This window comes from Alteromonas sp. W12, assembly GCF_001924945.1.
Lineage (GTDB): Bacteria > Pseudomonadota > Gammaproteobacteria > Enterobacterales > Alteromonadaceae > Alteromonas > Alteromonas macleodii.
Window position 1 is genome coordinate 393,384 of record NZ_LQXH01000008.1, and the last position, 23,936, is coordinate 417,319.

Annotated in this window: 25 protein-coding genes; 16 read left to right on the forward strand and 9 right to left on the reverse strand. The window is 45.3% G+C overall.

The annotated features are described in order from the left end of the window. Positions 1 to 1,131, forward strand: a complete 1,131-nt coding sequence (locus AWH61_RS13050) for a PepSY-associated TM helix domain-containing protein (protein ID WP_075177278.1) — start codon at positions 1 to 3, stop codon at positions 1,129 to 1,131. Here AWH61_RS13050 and AWH61_RS13055 read toward each other — a convergent pair. Together AWH61_RS13055 and AWH61_RS13060 are read right to left on the reverse strand one after the other, a co-directional pair. Further along, on the reverse strand, positions 1,109 to 2,539 hold the full coding sequence (locus AWH61_RS13055; protein WP_075177279.1) for a sensor histidine kinase: 1,431 nt from the start codon (positions 2,537 to 2,539) through the stop codon (positions 1,109 to 1,111). The two genes, AWH61_RS13050 and AWH61_RS13055, sit on opposite strands and share 23 nt — an antisense overlap. Beyond that, the gene (locus tag AWH61_RS13060; RefSeq protein WP_075177280.1) at positions 2,536 to 3,225 is read right to left on the reverse strand and encodes a response regulator transcription factor; all 690 of its coding nucleotides are present in this window, start codon (positions 3,223 to 3,225) and stop codon (positions 2,536 to 2,538) included. Before AWH61_RS13060 ends, AWH61_RS13055 begins: the two co-directional genes overlap by 4 nt. Before the next feature lie 289 nt (positions 3,226 to 3,514). Here AWH61_RS13060 and AWH61_RS13065 point away from each other — a divergent pair, with 289 nt between their 5' ends. Continuing rightward, the gene (locus tag AWH61_RS13065; RefSeq protein ID WP_075177281.1) at positions 3,515 to 4,627 is read left to right on the forward strand and encodes an MBL fold metallo-hydrolase; all 1,113 of its coding nucleotides are present in this window, start codon (positions 3,515 to 3,517) and stop codon (positions 4,625 to 4,627) included. A gap of 21 nt (positions 4,628 to 4,648) precedes the next feature. On the opposite strand, the gene AWH61_RS13070 is transcribed toward AWH61_RS13065, so the two are convergent. Then, positions 4,649 to 5,287 carry an MOSC domain-containing protein gene (locus AWH61_RS13070; RefSeq protein ID WP_075177282.1) on the reverse strand — a complete coding sequence of 213 codons (639 nt, stop codon included), beginning with the start codon at positions 5,285 to 5,287 and terminating at the stop codon, positions 4,649 to 4,651. 117 nt (positions 5,288 to 5,404) lie between these two features. Here AWH61_RS13070 and AWH61_RS13075 point away from each other — a divergent pair, with 117 nt between their 5' ends. The 5 genes from AWH61_RS13075 to dnaB all read left to right on the forward strand — a co-directional run bounded on the left by AWH61_RS13075 (position 5,405) and on the right by dnaB (position 9,726). Then, positions 5,405 to 5,980: an RNA polymerase sigma factor gene (locus AWH61_RS13075; protein WP_075177283.1), complete on the forward strand. Its 576-nt coding sequence runs from the start codon at positions 5,405 to 5,407 to the stop codon at positions 5,978 to 5,980. Next, positions 5,973 to 6,485, forward strand: a complete 513-nt coding sequence (locus AWH61_RS13080; RefSeq protein WP_014951110.1) for a hypothetical protein — start codon at positions 5,973 to 5,975, stop codon at positions 6,483 to 6,485. Before AWH61_RS13075 ends, AWH61_RS13080 begins: the two co-directional genes overlap by 8 nt. A 13-nt stretch (positions 6,486 to 6,498) precedes the next feature. Further along, positions 6,499 to 7,500, forward strand: a complete 1,002-nt coding sequence (locus AWH61_RS13085; protein ID WP_075177284.1) for a DUF4097 family beta strand repeat-containing protein — start codon at positions 6,499 to 6,501, stop codon at positions 7,498 to 7,500. Between the two features lie 383 nt (positions 7,501 to 7,883). Continuing rightward, the gene (locus AWH61_RS13090) at positions 7,884 to 8,225 is read left to right on the forward strand and encodes a hypothetical protein (RefSeq protein ID WP_249922647.1); all 342 of its coding nucleotides are present in this window, start codon (positions 7,884 to 7,886) and stop codon (positions 8,223 to 8,225) included. A gap of 115 nt (positions 8,226 to 8,340) precedes the next feature. Further along, positions 8,341 to 9,726, forward strand: a complete 1,386-nt coding sequence (gene dnaB, locus AWH61_RS13095) for a replicative DNA helicase (RefSeq protein WP_014951107.1) — start codon at positions 8,341 to 8,343, stop codon at positions 9,724 to 9,726. A gap of 126 nt (positions 9,727 to 9,852) precedes the next feature. Here dnaB and AWH61_RS13100 read toward each other — a convergent pair whose 3' ends face one another. The 5 genes from AWH61_RS13100 to AWH61_RS13120 all read right to left on the reverse strand — a co-directional run bounded on the left by AWH61_RS13100 (position 9,853) and on the right by AWH61_RS13120 (position 13,005). Beyond that, entirely contained in the window at positions 9,853 to 11,049 is a 1,197-nt protein-coding gene (locus AWH61_RS13100; RefSeq protein WP_075177285.1) for an OmpA family protein, read from the reverse strand. A 101-nt stretch (positions 11,050 to 11,150) separates the two neighbouring features. Then, the gene (locus AWH61_RS13105; RefSeq protein ID WP_014951105.1) at positions 11,151 to 11,588 is read right to left on the reverse strand and encodes a secondary thiamine-phosphate synthase enzyme YjbQ; all 438 of its coding nucleotides are present in this window, start codon (positions 11,586 to 11,588) and stop codon (positions 11,151 to 11,153) included. Next, entirely contained in the window at positions 11,578 to 12,042 is a 465-nt protein-coding gene (locus tag AWH61_RS13110; RefSeq protein WP_014951104.1) for a chemotaxis protein CheX, read from the reverse strand. The genes AWH61_RS13105 and AWH61_RS13110 overlap by 11 nt, the downstream gene beginning before the upstream one ends. Further along, positions 12,032 to 12,505 carry a transcriptional repressor gene (locus tag AWH61_RS13115; RefSeq protein WP_075177286.1) on the reverse strand — a complete coding sequence of 158 codons (474 nt, stop codon included), beginning with the start codon at positions 12,503 to 12,505 and terminating at the stop codon, positions 12,032 to 12,034. Before AWH61_RS13115 ends, AWH61_RS13110 begins: the two co-directional genes overlap by 11 nt. A 35-nt stretch (positions 12,506 to 12,540) precedes the next feature. Next, positions 12,541 to 13,005 carry an Rsd/AlgQ family anti-sigma factor gene (locus AWH61_RS13120; RefSeq protein ID WP_075177287.1) on the reverse strand — a complete coding sequence of 155 codons (465 nt, stop codon included), beginning with the start codon at positions 13,003 to 13,005 and terminating at the stop codon, positions 12,541 to 12,543. Positions 13,006 to 13,166: 161 nt separating this feature from the next. Here AWH61_RS13120 and nudC point away from each other — a divergent pair, with 161 nt between their 5' ends. The 3 genes from nudC (at position 13,167) to AWH61_RS13135 (ending at position 16,007) form a co-directional block, all read left to right on the forward strand. Further along, a complete protein-coding gene (gene nudC, locus AWH61_RS13125) occupies positions 13,167 to 14,000 on the forward strand; it encodes an NAD(+) diphosphatase (RefSeq protein WP_080760052.1) in 834 nt (277 codons plus the stop codon). Positions 14,001 to 14,268: 268 nt separating this feature from the next. Then, positions 14,269 to 15,360 carry a uroporphyrinogen decarboxylase gene (gene hemE, locus AWH61_RS13130; protein WP_014951100.1) on the forward strand — a complete coding sequence of 364 codons (1,092 nt, stop codon included), beginning with the start codon at positions 14,269 to 14,271 and terminating at the stop codon, positions 15,358 to 15,360. Between the two features lie 23 nt (positions 15,361 to 15,383). After that, positions 15,384 to 16,007, forward strand: a complete 624-nt coding sequence (locus AWH61_RS13135; RefSeq protein WP_014980563.1) for a hypothetical protein — start codon at positions 15,384 to 15,386, stop codon at positions 16,005 to 16,007. A gap of 62 nt (positions 16,008 to 16,069) precedes the next feature. On the opposite strand, the gene queG is transcribed toward AWH61_RS13135, so the two are convergent. Beyond that, on the reverse strand, positions 16,070 to 17,212 hold the full coding sequence (queG, locus tag AWH61_RS13140; protein ID WP_075177288.1) for a tRNA epoxyqueuosine(34) reductase QueG: 1,143 nt from the start codon (positions 17,210 to 17,212) through the stop codon (positions 16,070 to 16,072). 6 nt (positions 17,213 to 17,218) lie between these two features. Here queG and AWH61_RS13145 point away from each other — a divergent pair, with 6 nt between their 5' ends. The 6 genes from AWH61_RS13145 to hfq all read left to right on the forward strand — a co-directional run bounded on the left by AWH61_RS13145 (position 17,219) and on the right by hfq (position 23,928). After that, positions 17,219 to 18,718, forward strand: a complete 1,500-nt coding sequence (locus tag AWH61_RS13145; protein ID WP_014977653.1) for a bifunctional ADP-dependent NAD(P)H-hydrate dehydratase/NAD(P)H-hydrate epimerase — start codon at positions 17,219 to 17,221, stop codon at positions 18,716 to 18,718. A 74-nt stretch (positions 18,719 to 18,792) separates the two neighbouring features. Next, complete coding sequence (gene tsaE, locus AWH61_RS13150; RefSeq protein WP_014951096.1) at positions 18,793 to 19,275, forward strand: tRNA (adenosine(37)-N6)-threonylcarbamoyltransferase complex ATPase subunit type 1 TsaE; 483 nt, start codon at positions 18,793 to 18,795, stop codon at positions 19,273 to 19,275. Between the two features lie 85 nt (positions 19,276 to 19,360). Next, a complete protein-coding gene (locus AWH61_RS13155; RefSeq protein ID WP_014951095.1) occupies positions 19,361 to 20,710 on the forward strand; it encodes an N-acetylmuramoyl-L-alanine amidase in 1,350 nt (449 codons plus the stop codon). Positions 20,711 to 20,804: 94 nt separating this feature from the next. Next, complete coding sequence (gene mutL, locus AWH61_RS13160; protein ID WP_075177289.1) at positions 20,805 to 22,664, forward strand: DNA mismatch repair endonuclease MutL; 1,860 nt, start codon at positions 20,805 to 20,807, stop codon at positions 22,662 to 22,664. Next, on the forward strand, positions 22,648 to 23,601 hold the full coding sequence (miaA, locus tag AWH61_RS13165) for a tRNA (adenosine(37)-N6)-dimethylallyltransferase MiaA (RefSeq protein ID WP_052234870.1): 954 nt from the start codon (positions 22,648 to 22,650) through the stop codon (positions 23,599 to 23,601). The genes mutL and miaA overlap by 17 nt, the downstream gene beginning before the upstream one ends. A gap of 78 nt (positions 23,602 to 23,679) precedes the next feature. Beyond that, complete coding sequence (gene hfq / locus AWH61_RS13170; protein ID WP_014951092.1) at positions 23,680 to 23,928, forward strand: RNA chaperone Hfq; 249 nt, start codon at positions 23,680 to 23,682, stop codon at positions 23,926 to 23,928. Positions 23,929 to 23,936 lie beyond the last annotated feature (8 nt).

Here is a 23,936-nt window from a genome sequence, read left to right on the forward strand (position 1 = left end):
ATGAACTTTTCCACGTTTAAAAGGTGGGTCTTTTGGGCCCACCTCTTTGCTGGCTTATTGGCCAGCATTGTCGTTTTCATTATGGCTTTTACCGGTGTATTACTCACTTACGAGCGCCAGTTCAAAGAGCTAAGTGAAATGGCTTATGCACAAACGATTGATATCGAAAAGTCGGTAATCTCGACTGAGCGGGTTGTATCAATACTTCGTGAAAAGCATCCTAACGAAGCGCATATTTTTGTTCGATGGGTCAATAGCGAGGGAGCGGCAATTCCCGCATGGGCCGGCGAACACAGCTATCTTATTCACCCCTATACCGGAGATATATTAAGAGAAGGAGAAGGGGGCGTTGAAGAAGCATTTCATGTCATAACTGACCTGCATCGATATCTTTTAATGGAAGGGGATTACCAATTAATTGGCAAAACCATAACGGCTTATAGCAATCTTATTTTTATTTTTTTGCTGTTATCGGGAGTCATCATATGGTTGCCCAAACACATATCGAAAAAATCCTTAAAGCAGCAAATGTGGTTACGGCAAAAGTACACTAATAAACAGCACCGTCGCCGACATTGGCATTTTGTTTTTGGTATGTGGTCACTGCCTTTTTTAGTTGTGATTGGACTAACGGCTACCCTGTTTTATTTTGAGTGGGCAAACAAAGCATTGTATGGAATGTACGGTGAACAAGTCCCTACTCGCGAAAAGAAAGCTATGCCTGAGACGCTAGACGCCGACGTTGTCAGTTACGACACGCTATTTACCAAAGCTCAGCAACACGCCAATGAAAATGGCTATCAGGATTGGTATTCCATGTGGATGGAAATTGGCAAAAGTGAGGGTGTTGCACGGTTTTATATCGATAAAAGTATAGGGCACAGGCAAGAGTTAGCGTATTCACTGTATTTCGACACGGGAACCGGTGACATCACTAGGACACTTTACAAAACCGATTGGCCCAAAGGGAGTCAGGCTTGGGGTACTTCCCGCTTTTTGCACACGGGAGAATACTTTGGCTTTATAGGGCAGACCATCGCAGGGCTGGTAAGCTTGCTTTGCTGTATCTTAGTTTATACTGGCACACTACTTGGTGTGCAGAGACTTCTCAATTTGCGAAAGCAGCATTAAAAGACTTAGGCAGGGTAATGGTAACGACTAGCCCTGTTTGCTTTGTAGCACTAGCGTCTCTATGTAATGCGTTGTCTTTGATTAGTGCAGCGCGATTTATCGCTGATATGTCGCCGCCCACAGCGGCAATTTGACGTTTCGCCAGTGCAAGCCCAAGACCAAAGCCAGAGCGCTTTGCGGCATGTACGTAGTTTTTGGCTGCCCGTGCCTTGTCTACCCTGAAAAAAGGTTCGAATATGGCGTCTAGCATTGATTCAGGGACGCCGGTGCCTTCGTCTGTAACCGTGATAACATAGTTATTATTATCGCTGGTTAGCGTTAAACTCACTTTGCTTTGCTCAGGGGTATGACGCAAAGCATTACGAATAATATTTTCTAACGCCTGCCCCAAAGCAAGCTGGCTGCTCTTTTCAATATTCGCGCATTCAGGTGTGTCGACATGCAAGGTTCTATCAGGGTATTCAAACCGCGCATCTTCACAAATAACATTGATAAGTTCTACCAAGTCAAAGTCATCGCTGTTCAATTGTGGCGATTCTGTATTTAGCCATGCAAAGGTTAGGGTATCTTCAACAAGCTCTCTCATCGTGCTCGCTTCATAACGCAGACGTGAAAGTGCTTGTTCACGATTAATGTCTTGCTCTACAAAGTCTATTGCCATATCAATGCGGGCAAGAGGCGTGCGAAGCTCGTGAGAGAGATCAGCAAGCAAACTTCTTTGATTATAAATGAGACTGCTGGTTCTTTGGGCCATCTTGTCGAACGTTTGGGCAAGCCCAGTAAGTTCGTCATTTCGCTTGGGCATTGCAGCCATTGCACGGGCTTCTAAATTGCCATTTGCGAAATCTTTTGTGGCATTTTCTAATTGCTTTAGTGGCGTCATTAAGTGTCGATACAGCATAAAACTCAACAGACTTAATATCACTAGAGGTAATGCAATTTGAAGCGTTAAGCGTGTGGCGAGCAATAACGAACCTGGGCGCATACGCTGTGGAAGTTGAATTAAAAAGTGCGTATTGTCATCGACGAAGGGGACTTCCATCACAGGGTTCTCTGAAAAGTACAAATGTATTTTCCATTCGGGGCTGCGGCCTATTTGAAATCGGTCAACAAACTCATCTAACATTTGGGTGTCAGCGAATGTGGTCATTTGAGAGTTAACTACGGCAAGCCACGTGTCCTCCTTTGTCTTCACTTCTTGCAAAAAAGTAGCTAACGCTTGTTCTCCATCCTCCAGGTAGATTTTCTCCGCTTCTTGACCATAGGAATAAAGGGTTTCTTGATGAGCTTTATCGATAAAACTCATGCTGGTCTCGGTATGATTGGTAAGCCACGCGATGGCCCAAAATAACAGAACAGTACCAACGGCAATAAATGCGCACAGTCGCCATAGCAGTTTATTTTTCACGAAAAGCGATATCCTTGGCCGTGGACAGTGGCAAGGCGTTCAGGGGGCATGCCAGTCTCAACGAGCTTTTTGCGTACTCTAGACAAATGCATATCTAAGCTTCGGTCGTACCTCGAAAAGGGTTTGTTAAGCACACTGTGATAAAGAAATGCTTTGCTCAACGTTTCCCCTTTGTTATCTACTAACATCCAAAGAAGCTTAAATTGTATTGGCGTGAATTCGAGTAGTCTTGAGTGGTATTTGGTAACTTGATGAATGCGATTTAAATAAAGCACATCAACAATGATTTCCGACTTTTGCGTGCCTGAGTCGTTTAGTGTTTTGCTGCGTCGCAACAGTGCGTCGATGCGAAGCATCATTTCAGTAAAATTGAAGGGCTTGGGTAAGTAGTCATCTGCGCCCTTACGGTAGCCTTCAATCCTTTCTTGCTCGGCACCTGACGCGGTGATCATCATCACCGGGGTTTGCTTTATTTGCCTTAATTGGTTTAACAGCGACAAGCCGTTTAAAGAGGGAAGGCGTATGTCGAGTAACACAAGATCAAAGTTCTCCTCAAGCACAGCTTGTAATCCAGCATTACCGTCACTTTCGTGGCGAGTGTCAAATCCTCGAGACTGCAACAGCTGTGTGATTTGTTCACTTAACGTCGCGTCATCTTCAACAATGAGTATTCGGGTTTTACGCATAATGGCTTCAGGAAAGAATTTTAAACATACTATTAATAATAGTTATCATTTGCAACTAATCGGTTTGTGACGATAAATGCGGCCGCTAACGCGCGCTTTTATATTGTTACAAATTTACTGTGGTGCTGATGGTTTCTCGCTTTACAATAACGGTTAACAGCTATCTTAGTGCTTGCGCTAAACTGCGGTTCTCTTGATGTCTGCACAATTGAGTAAATAAAGCATAGACGCAGCAGTCAACTAAGCGCTTTGCTTCCTAGGTTGGAGCTACAAGGACACGATCTTAAAAATGGTAATGAGTTTAAAGAAGTTAACGACGTTGTCGGCGTCGCTAGTAGTAGCAGGAAGTGTCGTGACTGGTTGCGCCAGCTCTAATCATGTTACTCAGATAGAAGGTGAAAATGCTGTAATCAAGCACACCAATGAGCCTGGGTATGAGGACAGATTCAGCAATATTTACGACGGTTTTAAAGCATACCCCGTCACGTGCACTAATGATTGCTACCCAGCGTCTGCCGATATTGAATGTGAAAGTGACATGCAAAATTGTCAGTTCGTTGGCAACAACCCGACAGTGAACTCGAACACCGGCTTTAATGTCACCTGGTTAGGGCACGCAAGTTTTTTACTTAACACCGCAAGTGGTGAGCAAATACTTATTGACCCTGTGTTTGGGCAGTTTGATTGGCCCGTTAATTGGGCTTTTCGATTGGCGGAGGGGTTCAGCCGCAACGAACCCGCTGAGGTAGGTGAAGACAAACTCGCACAAACCGATGCTGTAGTTTATTCCCATATTCACTATGATCATTTTAATAAAGCCGATATTGCTGAATTAGGCACAAAGCCCGAATATCTTGTTCCGTTAGGTTTCGCAGAGCACTTTCCTAATAGAGGCTACACCATAAGCGAGATGGCTTGGTATACCAGCAAAAATGTAGGCAACACCTCTATTCACTTCGTGCCTGCCCATCATTTCAGTAACCGAATTTGGGTGCCTTATTTGTACGAGGACGACAATGCGACACTGTGGGGTGGTTGGGTATTTAAGAGTGAAGGCAAAACATTGTTCTTTGCGGGGGATACGGGATATTCACCGCACTTCAAGGATATTAAAGCGCGCTTTGGTGAAATAGATGTTTGCCTGTTACCTATAGCGTCTTATTTCAGCGAAACTTCACCTAAATGGTATCGCAAGGTACATACTACGCCAGAAGATGCCATTGTTGCGGCCCAAGACCTAGGCTGTAAAGCCGTAGTGCCTTGGGGCTATGGAAATGCCAGCTGGATGATGGGTGACAAGACGTCACATTCTGCGCTATTTCGTCTTATGAAAATGAAGAAGCAGCTAAACCCTGCAATGCCTTGGGTTATTTTGAATGAAGGTGAACAGGCGTCTTTTTAATTTAAGCTACGGATAAATGGCTTATTTATCCGCAATTTTTTGGCATTTTCCGCGCCATTCGTCATCAAGCGCCTCAAGTTTCGCTAGCTTTTGTGCCAGGGATTTGTCTGCTTTGGTATGGGCGCATTGCATTAGGGTGTGAACGTTAACGGTATCGTCCTCACGGTGCAGTAGTGTTACTTCGTCGCCAACACTGATGGTTCCGGTTTTAATAACCCGGTAATACCAGCCAGTGATACCTCGTTCTCCGACAAATCTATCTAAATTGGGCACTTCGAAGCGTTGCGAGATTTTATTGCAAGGGGCACGGGGTGCACTTACTTGCAGTTCTACCTCGCCGAACTTCCATATATCGCCGATATAAACGGTAGCATCGTCCATGCCCTCTACACTGATGTTTTCGCCAATGCTGCCCAGCGAAAATTCGCCTTCAGGAAAATGCTTTCTTAATGTCAGATAGTTGGTCGGGTTGAACTGATGCAGCACTTTCTCCGGTCCACCGTGAAGCCGTTTGTTGGCCTGTTCGTCTTCATCGGTTCTGTCCATATGTACCGTTAACGCGTCGACGGGGGCTTTAACAATACTGCTTGGTGCCCCACGAGGGCCTAGCGGCTGAGGTTTTCCAGCAAACAGAGCGTTAACAGAAAATGAGGTAGACATGGCATCTCCAAAAAATATTTTTGTGCATTTAAACCTTTCTACTATAGGGTACGACTAACCTTATAACACTAACAAGTGCTAATGCTAATCAGCACCACAAATAACAAAGAGAAAAGAATGGAACACACACAACAACGTGTTGTACACGCCAATGTGGTGTTTGGTAATAAAAGCGAAAATGAGCTGATATCTAAAGCGAAAAAGGGCGATAAGCAGGCATTTCGGTCCCTTTACGATGAACATATTGGGCGAGTCTACGCGCTTTGTTACCGGCTTACAGGTGAAAAGGGAATGGCAGAAGATGCTTCGCAAGAAGTCTTTATTCAGCTATGGAAAAAATTGGGTAATTTTGATGGGCAAAGCCAATTTTCCACGTGGTTACACAGCGTTACGGCAAAAATTACCATCTCTTATATGCGTAAGCAGAAGGGGTGGGTGCAGCGGATGTTTAACTTGGAAAACAGCGGCATTAACGAGATGCCGGCTGAAGAAAACAGCACCGATGTGGATTTAGAAGCATTAGTTATTCGCTTACCCGAGCGAGCCAGAATGGTTTTTGTCCTCCATGCAATTGAAGGTTACAGACACGAAGACATTGCCAGCATGTTGAACATGGCAGTGGGCTCAAGCAAAGCACAATTTTTCCGTGCTAAGCAATTATTGAAAGATTTTATGGGAGTCGATGATGAGTAATTTTGACGACAAGCTTGCTCAGCATATTTCTGGGATATCGAAAGAGAAGCAGCCAGAACGAGATTTGTGGCGAGGTATTGAACTCGGCATAACATCGCAGCAAGGCGACGCTTCACAAGACGACGCTTCATCATCTACGGTTACATCAAAACAGTGGATGGCAATAGCCGCAAGCGTTTGTTTAGTTACTGTATTGTGGTTCGCGGCTCCTTTTGCGTTTAAAGCTGATGAAAGTCGAAGCGATGGCTATGCCCTGATTGACGCAATGAGTATGCAGCAGCAACAACAAGTGAATAGTCTTCTTGCTAGTTATGAAAGTACCACGGCGCTAACTGAAGATTGGCAAGAGCAATTAAAAGAATTGGACGATGCTGCAGATGTTATTAAAGCGGCATTAAAGGACGATCCAGACAACTCAGCATTAATCAAAATGCTGCATCACGTATATCAACAGCAGATTGCCTTAATTGAGCGAGTGCACGCGCCAAAGTGGCAGCAAATTTAATAAGGGTTTAAAGATGATTATAAATACGAAAAGTACATTTTTGCACACGTTCATGGCACCTTTGGGGGCCAAGGTATTACTTACTACTGCGCTGCTAAGTATCGCTACTGCGGCGTTTGCAGGAGAAAAAGTAGATAAGACCATCGACACATCGTCTTCGCCGAAAGTGGACATTGAACACATCAACGGAAAAGCAGATATCCGAGTTTGGAATAAGTCTCAGGTTCGTGTCACCGGTGAACTGGGCGATCAAACTGAAGAGTTTATCTTTGAAAGACGTGGAGATGTCGTGGTTATACACGTTGAAGTCGAGCGCCACTCAAAGAGCTGGTTTAATAAAGGTAAAGATGGCGACGACCTTGTTATCTATATACCTTCAGCAAGCGACCTTCACTATACCGCGGTCAATGCTGATCTTATTGCAGAAGGTATAACAAAAGCAGTAGATGTTGAGGTGGTAAACGGCGACGTAACCCTTAAAAACATAGGTGAGCGGGTTGAAGTTGAGTCGGTTAATGGCGATATCGTGCTTGAGAATGTGAGAGGCCGTTTAGAGGCGGAAACAGTGAATGGCGAAATTGAAGCGTCACACTCAGGAAACACGCCAGTGAGCTTTGCGTCAGTTAATGGCAAGCTCGACATCACTTCCGATAGCCCAGACGTATCAGTAGAAACCGTCAACGGTCGAATCGATGTCTCTCTTCAAGCGGTGGACGTACTGCAAATCAATACGGTTAATGGAAGGACTTACGCAAGTTTAGGTCTCAATAAGAACGGTAGCGTAAAAGCGAATTCTGTAGGCGGTGCGATGGAATTTGTCTTTCAAGATGGCGTATCGGCACAATTTGATATTGAGACGCACGCTGGCGGCAACATTGTAAACAATATCAGTGATGAAAAGTCGCAAAAGCCTAAGTATGGCCCAGGTAGCTGGCTACGCTTTATCCATAACGGTGGGGCTGCAAATGTAGACATCTCTACGGTACACGGGCGAATTGAAATAGACCAAAAGTGAATAAGCTATAGGCAACACAATTGAAACTTTAGGTTGAAAAAATGAATTTAGTCCACATTTATTAATCAGACATGTGGTGATTAATGAAAAGCTGCGAGTGATCGCAGCTTTTTTTGTTTGGTCGCTAAAAATGTGTAGCTGAGCGTTTGTAAGTAACAAAAGTGCGTTTTAATGGCTCTTAGTTACAAGTTAGCGGACCTGCACGCTTCACCCACATCATCACATGGTTTGTTATTTTTTGATTGGAGGTTACATTGAGTATTGTTGGACACGTCAAAAGGTTTTGGCGATTTCATAGTCTAATTATTGGTGCGTTTGGAATATGCGCATTTACGCTAGGCTGTGCTGTTCAGGAACCCGCTTATTACGAAGGTACTTGGGTTGTGACTAAGGCCTATAATGTAGGTGTTTCAGCTCACTCATCAATAGAGTCAGAAAAGTTCTTGGGTCGCTCGGTAACCTATGCTTCAGACTCGGCTAAACTCGATCAGGCATTCTGCGAGTCACCGGTGTATTCAACGAAAAATATCAGTAATCAAGATTTTTATGCTGCTTTTAAAGCCTCTCCATCATCGCTCGGCTTTAGCGACGACAAGATTACTGAAGTAAGTTTGTCGTGCCTTGATAATTCAGCAATCATGGGTTCTACACTCATTTTTCAGGAAGGTGGCAGCGCTTACACCTTGGTTGATGGTACGTTTTTAAAGCTGGAGAAAACGCTTTAAACGATGTTGTCTTTTTGCGCTTTCGCAACAAAATGACGACTTCCTTTGTTGAGTGATGGACGTTAAAAGCGCATAATATCCAACTGACTTTTGTGCATTGGAATAGGTTTCACTCGTGGCGTCTGCGTCTAAAAACGATAAGAATGTTGAAAAATTGAAGGTTCCACCTCATAGCATTGAGGCTGAGCAATCTGTTTTGGGCAGCATGCTTATTGACCCTGAAAGCTGGGACAAAGTCGCGGAGCTTGTTACCGATAACGATTTCTACAATCGCTCACACCAAATTATCTTTCGTGCTATCACTCGACTACTAAACAGTAGCCAGCCAATAGATCTTATAACAGTATCAGAAGAGCTGGAAAAGCATGATGAACTGGAAGATGCCGGTGGTTTTGCCTACTTAGGTGAACTTGCCAAAAACACGCCAAGTTCTGCGAACGTTGTGTCTTATGCGCAAATTATCAGTGAGCGCGCGATAACCCGAGAGCTTATTGGCGTGGCGCATGAAATAGCGGAAGTTGGGTACAACCCCGAAGGCCGTGACAGTGCAGACATTCTTGACCTGGCCGAAAGTAAAGTATTTGAAATTGCCGAGCGAAGAACTGGTGAAAACGAAGGTCCTCGCGATGTCGAGTCTATCTTAGGGAAGACCATTGACCGTCTAGAAGAGTTGGTGAAAACCAATAAAGACGTTACCGGTGTTACTACCGGCTTTACCGACCTAGACAAAATGACCAGTGGTATGCAGCCCTCTGACCTTATTATCGTGGCGGCTCGTCCATCGATGGGTAAGACTACTTTCGCCATGAACTTGATTGAAAACGCCATGATGGCAGAAGACAAACCTGTACTTGTTTTCAGTCTTGAGATGCCCTCAGAACAAATCATGATGCGTATGTTGGCGTCATTAAGCCGCGTTGACCAAACCAAAATTCGTACTGCGCAGCTGGATGATGAAGATTGGGCACGTATCTCCAACACCATGGCTATGCTCAAAGACAAAGATTGTTTGTTTGTTGATGATTCATCAGGCCTTACACCAATGGACGTGCGAAGTCGCGCAAGAAAACTCGCTCGCGAACGCGGTGGAATCAGTCTCATCATGGTGGATTATCTTCAGTTGATGCGCGTACCTTCTCTTAGCGATAACCGAACATTGGAAATTGCAGAGATCTCTCGCTCATTGAAAGCATTGGCTAAAGAGCTTGAAGTGCCGGTAGTTGCCCTTTCACAGCTTAACCGAACGCTAGAACAACGCGCCGATAAACGTCCTGTAAACTCTGACCTTCGTGAGTCTGGCTCAATCGAGCAGGATGCCGACCTTATTATGTTTATTTATCGTGATGAGGTTTATCACGAAAACAGTGAGTATAAGGGAATTGCAGAGATTATCATTGGTAAACAGCGTAACGGCCCAATTGGTACCTGTCGACTTACGTTCCAAGGTCAGTTCTCACGTTTTGACAACTATGCAGGCCCTGCCATAGCCGACGAATACTAGCCCCTCTTATAGCGACTAAAGGCTTCGACCGCGGCCACGGTCTACATTTTAAGGGTAAATAAGTTAACGTATTTCAGACACAAAAAAGGCGCCGTAAGGCGCCTTTTTCAATTCATCTACAATGAATTACTTTTCTTCAGCTACTTTCACTGTGTCTTTAACTGTCACTGAAATGCGACGGTTAACACGGTGTGCTTCAGCATTCTTACCATTGTCTAGAAGCTGAGTTTCGCCGTAACCGATAGTCTCTAAACGAGAACCTTCGATACCGTACATGTCTACCATTACTTCTTTGAAGTTCGCAGCACGACGCTTAGAAAGGTCCATGTTGTAAGCTTCACTACCTGGTGCAGAAGTGTGACCTTCAATTACCGCAGTTGTTGAAGGATACTGCTTCATGAACTCAGCAAATTCAGAGATTTCTGGATCTTTTGGCATTTTAACTACAGCACTTTCGTTGTCGAATAGAACGCGTAGTGTGATTTCTACTGTCTCTTCGTCAAATACTGTACAACCTTTAGCATCAACTTTTACGCCAGCTGGTGTATCAGGGCACATATCTTTGCTGTCTACAACGCCGTCGTTGTCCGAATCTTTAATTGCACAGCCAGTTGCATCTACTTTAGTGCCAGCTGGAGTGTTAGGACACTGGTCAACGTTGTTTAGAACGCCATCGTTATCATCATCGATGCTACAACCATTTGCGTCAACACGAACACCTGCTGGTGTCATTGGGCACTGGTCTTTGCTATCTACAACGCCATCGTTGTCGCTGTCTTTAGGCGCAGAAGGTGTGCTCTTACCAAATGGAATTGCAAGACCTACTTTAACGCTATAATCGTTATAGCTTTCGCCGAAATCGTGGTATGTCGCGATTTCTGTGATTAGGCGAGCAGTTTCACCTACTTTCCAGTGTTTACCGATACCGATGTTACCAAGTGTCGTTGAATCACCAACTGATTGGCGTTTAACACCACCAAAAACGAACCATGCATCGTTTGGCATAAAGTACATAGCATCTACGCCAGTCATTTCGCCGCTCTCATCACCGCCGTCACGGAAGTCCACAGACAATTTTGTGAACTCTACACGTGCAGCCCAGCTTTGAGTGAAACGGAATCCGTATTCGAATGTCGCACCTAAACCGTCGTCATATACTTCGCCTTCAGTAAGAGAAAGAGGACGCGATTCGTCAGTGTTGTAATGCATACCTGAAATACCGAACCAGTTTTTGTACTCTGGCTCAGAAGAGTCTTGTGCAAATGCATTAGTTGCAGAAATTACAGCAAGAGATAGCGCTGCCATTTTAAAGTGTTGTTTCATAGTCACATCCTGTTTAACGTTGAGTGATTATCAATTTTAGATAATTTTGTGTTGTGCTTAACGTATAACGCTAGCACAAATTGTGCCATTTATAATATGGGTTAGGCTGCGATCCCTTGTAATGTGGCAATAATTGTTCGTCTTCCACCATGATCTCGGTGTTCGCCGAGCATGATACCCTGCCACGTGCCAAGTGCAAGCTTGCCTTGTTGGACAGGTATAGTAAGTTGACACCCTAGTATACTCGATTTTAAGTGAGCAGGCATATCATCTTTACCTTCATAAGTATGCCTGAAAAAAGAAAGCTCTTCTTTTACACTATGGTTGAAGAACGCTTCCATATCATGCCTCACTGTAGGGTCGGCATTTTCATTGATTGTCAAACTAGCGCTTGTATGCTGAAGCCATAGGTGCAAAAGGCCGACTTCAACATGACGAATACTGGGTATTGCAGATTCCACCTGCTGTGTTATCAGGTGAAATCCTCTCGGGTAGCTGTCGAGTGTAATTTTTTCAGACTGCCAGAAATTATTTGTCAAAACAGATTTCCAAATGCGCTAATCCTTCGTCGCACATGAAAGGAAGAATAATTTTAGCACCATCAACCTGGTGACTAATCGTATGTTGCTTTCCTGATACAACGATGGGTGTTGCCATTCCAAACTCGTAACCCCGCTCAGCAAGGTCTCGTTTTGCGTTACCGCAAATCATGTTGGTAACTTCGCCAACCATGTCGCCTACTTCTGCATCAAGCTTCTCAGGGCGCTCGCCAACCATTCTCTCCATTATGGTCAGGGCCAAAGACTCGTCAAAAGTAATAGACATAGAGCCGCGAACGTCAGGGCCCACCATGCCAATTAGCCCCGATACATCGCCTTTGGCGATATCACTTTGTTTGCGCTTGGGCTTGCCCGGGGTCAATTTAGTTTGAGCCATGGTTTCAAGCACGTTCAAAAGACCAGCAATAAACGGGTTCACAAAATCAGCATTCATGTACACTCTCCTGGGCAGCGTGATCTTCCGTTTGTTGACAATCGGCACATAATCCATGGGCCTCTATAGTTTGTTTCGATACTTTGAATCCGTGTTGCTCTGCTTGGCTATCAAGGGTCTCTTGAAGACCTTCAGATTGAATTTCAGCAACATCACCACAGCTGTCACAAATTAGAAACTGAACAGGGTGGTTACAGCCAAAATGATAGCAGGCCACAAACGCATTGGTAGACTCTAAACGGTGAATGAACCCAAAATCGAGAAGAAAATCAAGGGCGCGATAGACTGTTGCAGGTTTAGCACTAGACTCTGTTTCTTTCAGAGAGTCGAGTAGTTCATAAGCACCCATAGGGCCGTGCTTTGAAACAAGAATTTCGTACACCTTTTCTCTAAGCGGTGTGAATCTGGCGCCGCGTTGCTCGCAATAAGCCCGTGCCTTATGAATAAGTGTGGTTTTGTTCATTGATGATAACCGTAAACTCGACTTTCATTGTTATATTAAAGCGTCACTTCTGGATCACGTTTTTTAGTGTGTACATGAGCTATTAACTCATCTTCCAAGGCAAAACGCTCTTCTAATGTCTCACCAAGCTTGGCTAGCGCTGAGTCAAATTCAGCTGCCTGCTCGGGCGTTACTGCTTGTGCAAACGTATCATTAAATGCGAGTGCTGCGTCAGTGGTTTTTGTCAATCTGGGGTAAAGTTTATCTCGTAGTGAAAGGCCTTCATTGTCGTTTTCAACCAACATATCGAAAACCTCAAAGTGTCCTACCGACAAATAATCGAGTAATGCGCTGCAAAAGTTGTCTATTTCATCTGGGTCAGGTAAACACTCGCTTCGCTTGTTAATACCTGCTAGTTCACAGAAAGAAACTAATAGTGCCTGTCTGTCCATTAACCAGCGGTCAATAACCTGGCTTTTCCCGCCCCATTTTGATTTAACGCTTTCTAACTGTTGCAACATTTTGATGTGTTACCCGTTTAGCGACAATAAGTTTCAGTATAACACTGTGCACTAGCGACACAAATTTTGCGCGAAAAAGTTCGTTTCAAAATGTATGGTGGCGATCTATACGCTCAGTATTTAGTGTAGTATGAAGCATTAAAGAACAGGAGTGATGTGCAATGATGATAAAGTTGGATGAGGCGAAACTAGCTGCTCAGCAAGCCCTGTGGGTAGTTTTTAGTCGCGGCAAAATTGTAGTACAAGAATCGTCTGAGTCTATCCCCGTTGCTTACCTGAGTGATATTCCATTTTTAGCATCTTATGTCGATGAAATTCATCAACTTCCACCGCTCAATGAGACGGCGCATAGAGATCTGCCCGTATATGTTGTTGATTTGGGCGCTGAGCATGTTGACGAACCCGGTTGGGAACGGGTATCGCTTAGACAGCTTCTTTTTGCCGAATACGATATAGCCTTTTCAGTTATTGGGCGAGCCTGGCAATACATCCACTTCTTGCGTACTCATCAATTTTGCGGGCAATGTGGGGCCAAGACTGAACGCGTAGATTGGGAAATGGCAATGCATTGTCACCGCTGTCAACATCGCAGTTATCCGAGAGTGTCTCCCTGTATCATTGTTTCTATACACGACAACGAAAAAATATTGTTGGCCAAAGGCGTTCGCCATCGAGAATCCAATATGTATTCAACCCTTGCAGGCTTCGTAGAAAGTGGTGAAAGTCTGGAGCAAGCGGTCCACAGAGAAGTTTTCGAAGAAGTTGGCGTTAAGGTTAAAAACTTGCGCTATTACAATAGTCAGCCATGGCCATTTCCACATTCCTTAATGGTCGGGTTTGTTGCCGAGTATGACGAAGGGGAAATTCGTTGTCAGGAGAACGAGATAGATGATGCGCAATGGTTTGATATAGATGCGCTGCCGACTATTCCACCGAAAGTGTCTATTGCGGGACAATTAATTGCTGAAACGGTGTCTCTGATCGGCGACAAATAAAAAACCCTGCCGAAGCAGGGTTTCAATAAGTTTAGCACGGTCCCATGTAGGGCTTCTTTTCTTTAACGGTTATAGTAATAGCAAACACTCACTTTAAGTGCAAGCGTCTTTTTAAAGTAATGTTCAAGTATTGTTTGTCTTTAATAATCGACACTACACCGATTTGTCGTTAAAACATTGATTTTTTAATACAGGTTTTAGCACACCTTAGTTAAGAATACTGGTATACTTTCGCGCTCAAATATCTTCAGTAATTTAGGTGAGTTATATGTCGCAAAATTTCCCCAGTGTTGATAAGCCCGCGTTAAAGAACGATCGTTACTTACGTGCGTTACTTAAGCAGCCGGTTGATGTCACACCTGTATGGATGATGCGACAAGCCGGGCGCTACCTCCCAGAGTACAAAGCGACTCGTGCAGTAGCAGGCGATTTTATGTCGTTGTGCAAGAATGCAGAACTTGCATGTGAGGTGACGCTACAACCTTTACGTCGTTTTCCTCTCGACGCTGCAATTCTCTTTTCGGATATTTTGACCATTCCAGATGCGATGGGCCTCGGTCTTTACTTTGAAACAGGTGAAGGCCCTCGCTTTAAAAATCCAATCACGTGTAAAGCGGATGTGGATAAAATAGGCCTTCCTGATCCAGAAGGTGAATTACAGTACGTAATGAATGCCGTTCGTACTATTCGCCGTGAGCTTAAAGGTGAAGTGCCATTAATTGGTTTTTCTGGAAGCCCTTGGACACTCGCGACTTACATGATTGAAGGTGGTTCAAGTAAAGCCTTTACCAAAATCAAGAAAATGGCATTTGCTGAGCCAGCAACGCTTCATGCGTTACTAGCAAAACTGGCTGATTCTGTTACTGAGTATTTAAATGCTCAAATCGCTGCGGGCGCGCAGTCAGTCATGGTATTTGATACTTGGGGGGGCGTGTTATCTCCTCGTGACTACAAAGAATTCTCGCTTCAGTACATGGAGCGCATTGTAAGTGGGCTGACCCGTGAAAATGAAGGCCGTAAAGTACCTGTTACCTTGTTCACCAAAAACGGTGGCATGTGGCTAGAATCGATTGCGGCGACAGGCTGCGACGCAGTAGGTTTAGACTGGACTATCGACATTAAAGAAGCGCGTGCGCGCATTGGCGATAAAGTTGCACTTCAAGGTAATATGGATCCATCAATGCTGTATGCTCAACCGCAAAGAATTGAGCAAGAAGTGGCGTCCATTCTAGAAGGTTACGGTGAAGGTAGCGGTCACGTATTTAATTTAGGTCACGGTATCCATCTAGACGTACCACCTGAAAATGCAGGTGTGTTCGTTAATGCGGTACATGAACTTAGTAAGCAATATCACAAGTAAGCGACTTCGATAAAGGAAGTAAAATGAAAACGTGGCTTGTGTTGTTGCTGATAGCGTTTGCATTGATAGCAGGGTATAAATTTTCTGGCTATCAACACCAACTCAGTGAATCCAATGCAGAAAAAGAGCGACTAACCAATGTGTTAGCGCGCTCTCGTGCCACGGAAACGAGTGAGCTGAAAGTTATTAAGCCCGCCGCCAAGTTGGTTTCAAATGAAGCAGGTGCGGTGCTCTTGGATACAAGCGTTACGAAAAACGGCGAGATGAATGTTGCCCCCGTTGCTGAGAATGTCCAAATCATGGCGCCAGAGGTTTTCTACACTAAAACCGAAGGCTCACTCAATACGTTTTTTGCGCTGCCGCCTAACAACGAGCGCTTTGTTTTAGACTCGGTAAAATGTGAGAACGGACATTGCGAAATAACGGGTGAGTATGACGGTTCTGAAACTGAGCTGTCGCGAGTTATTGAAGCATTGGAACAGGAACCGTGGTGGGAATTCGGCTCGCCTATCATAACCACGCAAGTGGCACAGCGAGGCCTCAAACTTAACGTTTCTTTCGCCGCATCCCATTCGCCAAATGCTCGTGTGCGTTATCGGAATAGCACTCAGGCCGATTTAAACAGTCAGCTTGCCTCAGCGGGTTAACCCCAAAACGTGTATATCGCCAATTGAATTCGCGGTATGCCTTATTCAAACGTGTACTGGCGTTAGGCGTCTCTTGGTAAACCTTTTTCAATTACGCGAATAAGCCGCGCTTGCTGCCTGTTTTTTGCATCAGACGCTTGTTGCTTCTCTTGCTGCCGCTTAAGAGCCCAATCAATATGTCTGTCCACCAAGTCACTCACGCTCCCTCGTCTTTCTTTCAAAAGCAGAATGCTTTGTTCATCATACGGAGCGTTTCCTAACGCAACGGCAATATTACGCTGCCACTTCTCAAAGCCAATCCGCCTGATGGGGGAGCCTTCCGTATTTCGCAAGAAGGTTTCTTCAGACCAGCCGAAAAGCGCATTGAGACTTTGGCCGTGTAGCACTTGTCGCGGGTGGAAATCTTCTTCACTGGTAACGTCGGCAAAGCGATTCCAAGGGCAAACAAGTTGGCAATCGTCACAGCCATAAATGCGATTGCCCATCATGGGGCGCAAATCTTCGGGAATATCTTTGTCTGATTCAATGGTGAGGTAGGAAATACAGCGACGGGCATCTACTTTATAAGGCGCAACAATTGCATTGGTCGGGCAGATGGTTAGACACGCCGTGCAGGTGCCGCAACCCTCTTCAATTGGTGAGTCAGTGGGTAATGGCAAATTGATGAACAGCTCACCTAAGAAGAACCAAGAGCCGGCTTCTTTGTTGAGTGTCAGGCTGTGTTTCCCCGTCCAGCCAATACCCGCTTTTTCAGCAATAGCGTGTTCCAATACGGGGGCTGAGTCTACAAACGGGCGATATTGGGTATGCGCCAGGGATGCGGTGATTTTCTCACCCAATTGCTTCAGACGTTTGCGCAGCACTTTGTGGTAGTCACGGCCCAATGCATAGCGGCTGATGTATCCTATTTCTGGCCTTTTTAAATGCTTAGCAAACGAGGCGTCAGGAGGTAAGTAGTTCATGCGAACGCTGATAACCCGTAATGTCCCTGGGACCAACTCATCAGGCCGGGCACGCTTCATCCCATGACTCTCCATAAAGGCCATGTCACCGTGATACCCATTGTCTAACCATTCCTGAAGGTGTGCCTCGTGCTGATGTAGATCAATATCGCTGATGCCAACCTGCTGAAAGCCTAGCGCTGTACCCCAAGCCTTGATATTGTTGGTTAATTCAACAAGGTCGATAGAACTAAATTCGGACATGTGCTCATGCTAGATACTCAATTAACGTCAAGTTTATCATACAAATTATTTCGGGCCGATCAGGTTAGGGAAAATGAGGGACAAGCCGCCGCGAATTCGGGCTGCGATATGTTCACCTTGATGCAACGAGCTGGTGATGTGGTGTTTAAGCAGTGTCTTGAGCTTATGCCAAACTCAGACGTTTACTTAGTGCTGGTGGGCCAAGGTAACAATGCGGGTGACGGCTACATTGCAGCAATAAACGCAAAACTTGCGGGTAAACAAGTGCATTTATGTGCGGTTGAGCCTGAACGTACGCTGGATGGTGATGCTGGCAAAGCACAGCAGCGCTGGCTCGATTCAGGAGGCAGTATCAATGGGTTTGACGCTGCGCTCCTTGAGAAGTCTGACGTAGTGATAGATGCGCTTCTTGGTACAGGTATTAATAGCTATATTCGCAATGAGTTTGCAGACATCATTGATGCGGTGAATGCGTCATCAACTCCGGTTGTAAGCGTTGATGTGCCGTCAGGGCTTGATGCAAATACAGGACAGAGCCTGGGGCGATGTGTTCAGGCTGATATCACCGTTACTTTTGTGGGCATTAAGCCGGGGCTTGTTACTGGTGCGGGTAAACAATCGTGCGGTAAGTTAGTGTATGCGGACTTGGGTATCGGCAAAGCGTTCCAAGCATTAGCTAAAGCGAGCGCGACCATGCTAAATATCGACCACTTTAAAGGTATGGGGCCACGGGAGATTAACAGTCATAAAGGGACTTATGGTCGACTGTTGTGCATTGGCGGTAACCGCGGAACAGCAGGTGCAATTCGACTCGCCAGTGAAGCCGCGCTGAGAAGTGGTGCGGGCATGGTACGCGTGTATACTCATGAGTCGTCAGTCGTTCAGGTCAGTGCAGGCAGACCTGAACTCATGGTCACCGACTTTAATTTGGAAGATGCATTAGCTTGGGCAACCTGTGTGGTTATTGGACCGGGTCTTGGGCAAGATGAATGGGCAGAAAGCGCATTTGAAACCACCATGAAGCACTGTCAAAGCCAAAATAAGCCTGTGGTCATTGATGCTGACGCGCTAAATCTGTTGTGTCAGCAGTCAACCGCGTACACCTTGTCTGACAGTATTTTAACCCCTCACGCAGGCGAAGCAGCGCGTTTACTCGGTGTTTCTATTGATGATGTAGAAAGCGACCGTTTTAATTACGCAAGGCAGTGCTCACAGCGATACCATGCGGTCTGTGTACTAAAAGGGGCGGGCACGCTTATCGACAATGAAAAGAAAACCTGGGTTTGCCGTCACGGTAATCCAGGTATGGCTACCGCAGGAAGCGGTGATGTATTAAGCGGAATATTGGGCGCGTTGCTCGCGCAAGGCGTAGAAACAGATATTGCAGCGAAATATGGTGTAGTGCTTCATGCTAAGGCTGGCGATGATATTGCCCAACTGTATGGTCAACGTGGTATGATAGCGAGCGATTTGTTTGACGCAGTACGTGCGCTTATAAACCACTAGTTAGCGTGGTTTTGTCTTGAACGGGCAGGCATCTACTGTGTTATTCGGCTTTCTATTACTGTGGAATATTGTTGATGTCTTACCCGCATACCTCTTTTTTTGCTAATGAAGTAGATGATACTGCGCAGCTTGCCAGAGATTTAGCGCAGGCTGTTTCGAGTCAACTCCCTACCGATGCTGTTATTTATTTAAACGGCGACTTAGGTGCAGGGAAAACGACATTTAGCCGATATTTCATTCAATCTTTAGGTCATTCAGGTAGCGTTAAAAGTCCAACCTATACATTGGTTGAACCTTATGAGTTGGACGGCGTCAATATCTATCACTTCGACCTGTATCGCTTAGCCGACCCAGAAGAGTTAGAGTTCATGGGAATTCGCGATTACTTTGGTTCGGGCGCTATCGCGCTTATTGAATGGTCGGAAAAAGGGGGCGAATACTTGGCATCCCCAGACTTAGTGATTAGTATAAATATTACGCCATCGGGTAGGCAGTTTAATTTGGAAGCAAAAAGTGCCCACGGTGCGAAATTGCTTCAGCAATGCAAGCGCGTTTAGCGCAAATGCGAAATGAAAGAAAAACTGAATAAATAGCCGCTCCGGAGTTGACGAGAGCAGCATAACAATAACAGAAAGGCTAATTATGGTGCGCAGTATAGTTTCGGTATTATTATTGTGTTTCGTCGTGCAATTCGCACACGGTGCGCAAAATAACATCGACGGGGTTAGGATATGGCCGTCGCCGGACAATACGCGCGTTGTTTTCGATATGAAATCAGCGCCAGAGTTCACCTATTTTACACTTAAAAATCCGCTTCGGCTTGTCATCGATCTTAACAACACCAGCGACACCGCTAAGCTTTCTGGCATTGAAAACAGCGGTGATTTGATTAAAAAGCTGCGCTACTCCACACCGAAAAACAAATCATCTGCCAGAGTGGTTGTTGAGCTCAATAGAAATACCAAGCCTTCGTTATTTGCAGTAACCCCCGATGGTGCTTACGGACACAGGCTGGTTGTCGATTTACCAGATAGCGCGCCGAAGCCGTCGCCAACGTTATCAGCGTCGGCATCAACTGGCTCTGTCGTTATTGATGATTCTACCAGTGCCCGAGACCGAGACATTATCGTCGCCATCGACGCCGGGCATGGTGGACATGACCCAGGTTCAATCGGTCCGGCTGGTACCTATGAAAAGCACATCACCCTGAGTATCGCCAAAAAACTGGAAGACATGATAAACCGGGAGCGAGGTATGCGCGCCATCATGACTCGTGGCGATGATTATTATGTTTCTCCTAATCGACGTCCTGAAATTGCGCGCGAGAAAAAAGCCGATTTGCTTATTTCCATCCACGCCGATGCGTTTAGTCAGCCTCAACCGCGAGGTGGTTCGGTGTGGGTACTATCCATGCGAAGAGCAGACACTGAATTAGGCCGCTGGCTAGAGAAATCTGAACGTCACTCTGAATTACTCGGTGGTGCAGCTGAAGTGATCAATGATAAATCAAGCGAGCGATATCTTACTGAAACCATACTGGGTTTATCGATGGATCACAGCATGGCGACCAGCCACGATTTAGGTAATAAAGTGGTTGAAGAGCTAAAGCAGGTGACCAGTCTGCATAAAAGAAAACCACAAGCCGCCAGTTTTGCAGTTTTGACCGCGCCTGACATCCCCTCTATTTTGGTCGAAGTTGGTTTCATTTCTAATCCGCAAGAAGAGAAGAATCTGAACTGGTCTAAACATCGCGAACGCTTAGCGAATGCCATGTTTAATGCGACTAAGCGTTACTTCAAGCAAGTTCCCCCTGATGGTACACTGTGGGCACAAGAAAGGGCGAACAACCGAACGCACAAAGTAAGAAGCGGCGAGTCGCTCTCGTTATTAGCACAGCGTTACAATGTAAAAGTAAGCAGCATCAAAGCAGCGAATGATCTTTCAAGTGATGTTGTACGCGTAGGGCAGGTACTAAATATTCCGAGAACATAAACCAAGGTTTTGTTTCATCGGCTTTTTCAGCACTCATAGCACTTACATATCGTATCGCCACGAATCCATATAGTTAATATCATAGGGTAGTCCTTTGCCTATACAGCTTTTATCTCCCCAACTTGCAAACCAGATTGCCGCTGGTGAAGTGGTTGAGCGCCCCGCGTCTGTGGTTAAAGAATTACTAGAAAACAGCCTTGATGCTGGTGCCACCAAAATAGAAGTCGATATTGAAAAAGGTGGCCACAAACGCATTCGAATAAAAGACAATGGGTCAGGCATTGTCAAAAGTGAACTGCAGCTGGCATTAAGTCGCCATGCAACCAGCAAAATCACCACTCTGGATGACTTAGAACAAATTCTCTCTCTTGGCTTTCGTGGCGAAGCGCTGGCCAGTATTAGCTCGGTAAGCCGGTTAACACTGACATCGCGCACTGAGTCTCAAGGAGAGGCGTGGCAGGCCTACTGTGAGGGTAGGGAAATGGCGGTAAATATTCAGCCAGCGGCCCACCCTGTTGGCACCACAATTGACGTGGCAGATCTGTTCTACAACACGCCAGCAAGACGTAAGTTTTTACGCACCGAAAAAACCGAATTTCAGCATATTGAAGAAGTCATAAAACGCATAGCACTGAGCTATCCCAAGGTTTCATTTGTTTTAAAACACAACGATAAAGTAGCAAAGCGCTTTATCGCCGACAAAGCAGGCAGTTTAGCCACCCGAATTGGCGCTGTGGTTGGACAAAAGTTTGTTCAAAACGCCGTACATATTAGTACTGAGTATGAAGGTCTTCAGATTGATGCTTGGCTAGGTAATGAGGCCATGCTTCGCAGCAGCAATGATTGCCAGTTCAGTTTTGTTAACGGCAGAGGCATGCGAGATAAGCTTATTATGCACGCTATTCGCCAAGCGTACGAAAGCGTTTGGGGTGTGGTGGAGCAACCAAGCTTTGTGGTGTACTTAACGGTTAACCCTAAAGATGTGGATGTAAATGTTCATCCCGCCAAGCATGAGGTGAGGTTTCAACAAGGCAGATTGGTGCACGACTTTATCTGTAAAACCGTGAGTGATGCGCTGCACGCCATGACCGACGAACAGCCTTTATCAGGAATGGACGCAAACCGTCCTTCGGGCTCAGATTTCATGTCTTCTCAGGTAGAACACGATTACATTAGGCCTTTACAGAATCAAACGTCGGATAATGCACAGGCGTTCAACGAGTCTTCTCGTTACTCGACGGGGGGAATCTCGCAAGGCGCGCCACAGTCTTATGGGCAATTTACAGGCAGTCCAAGAAATACATCCTCGGGAAGTGCCAGTGGTGGACGAAGTGGTGGCGCTGCACATAAGCAAAGTCGAGGGCCAAGTGCGGCATATCAGTCAAATTACAATGCGTTAATGACGCCAAATAGCGACATTATTAACAACAATGCAGACCCGATGCCCGTTGCAGAGCACGTCAATCTAACTTCCCAGTGTAGAATTTACCCAAAATCAGAAAAAATTTACCTTCTTTGTGCAACTAAAGTTGCAAGTATCTGGTTAAGCGAACTATTTTTAAAAGCGCAGCATGGACAACCGTTGTTAATGCCCGTTGCTGTTTCGCTCAATAATGTCAATGAGCAACTGGTTACACTGCTAAACGACGCGCATTTTGAAGTGAATAAAGTGGCTGGCAAATATCGGCTGCAACAGGTGCCGGCCGGTACCAGGCACTTGCCGTGGCTCAAGTGGTTTGAATACTTCTTATTAGTTGAACTAAATGATGAAGTAAATTCACTTGCTGATGCCGTAAGATCATTGGTTTTGCCTGAACATGTTTTAGATGAAGAGACATCAAATGCGCTGTGGTACTGGTTGGATCAGCAGAGCGAAGTGAAACAATGGGAAATTATTGAGCAATTTGCTAAAGTGCGCCCCTTAAATTCAGTGCTAGATGTATGGGGAGAATAAGGTGTCCAATGGCATAAATTCTGCATTGCCAGTAATAGCAATTATGGGCCCCACGGCATCAGGCAAGACAGGCTTGGCGCTTGATATAGCGGCCAAGGTTGAAAGCGAAGTAATTAGTGTTGATTCAGCCCTTGTTTATAAAGGTATGGACATCGGCACTGCGAAGCCAACACAGGAAGAGCAAGCAGGTGTAGTACATCATCTAATTGATATTATCGACCCTGCACAAAGCTATTCGGTGTCGCAATTTGTAAACGACACTAATGCGCTAATTGGCGATATTTTAGCGCGTGGCAAGGTGCCAATTTTGGCTGGAGGTACAATGATGTACTTTAATGCCTTGATAAATGGAATTTCGCCACTACCTAAGTCAGATGAAAAGATACGGGACGAAATAACACAGCAGGCACAACGCTTGGGTTGGTCTAAATTACACGATGAATTACGTGGTGTAGACCCAATTAGTGGTGAGAGAATTCACCCCAACGACCCACAGCGAATTACCCGTGCGCTGGAAGTGTATAGAAGTACCGGCAAGACGTTGACACATTGGCAACAACAAGAGGGTGAAAAGTGCCCTTATAACATTGCACAATTTGCCATAGCGCCCGCAGACAGGGCAGTGTTGCACGAACGTATAGCGACCCGCTTTGATTTGATGTTGGAGCAAGGGTTTGAGAATGAAGTAGTAAAACTCTACGAACGCAGTGATCTTCATGAAGATTTGCCTTCTATTCGTTCGGTAGGGTACAGACAGATGTGGCAGTACCTAGACGGCCAATTGAGTTACGCAGAAATGCGTGAAAGAGGCATTATCGCTACAAGACAGCTCGCCAAGCGTCAGCTCACGTGGTTACGGGGCTGGGAGCAGGTTACATGGCTAGACACATTTGCTAACGATAATTTGACTAAAATTACAGCGAAAGTCACACTTTAAATGTTTGAGTGTGGTATATATTAGACGTGCAGTGATAGTGAAATTCCTATCACGAATAATAAAAACTAAGGATATCAAATGGCTAAAGGGCAATCTTTACAAGACCCATTCTTGAACGCTTTGCGTAAGGAACGTATTCCAGTATCAATTTATCTGGTAAACGGTATTAAACTTCAGGGACAGGTTGAATCTTTCGACCAGTTCGTAATTTTACTGAAGAACACAGTAAGCCAAATGGTGTATAAGCACGCGATTTCTACTGTTGTTCCAGCACGCGCTATCACAATGCCTAGCGCAGGAGATTCTGAAAATACTAAAGGTGAATAATTTAAAAG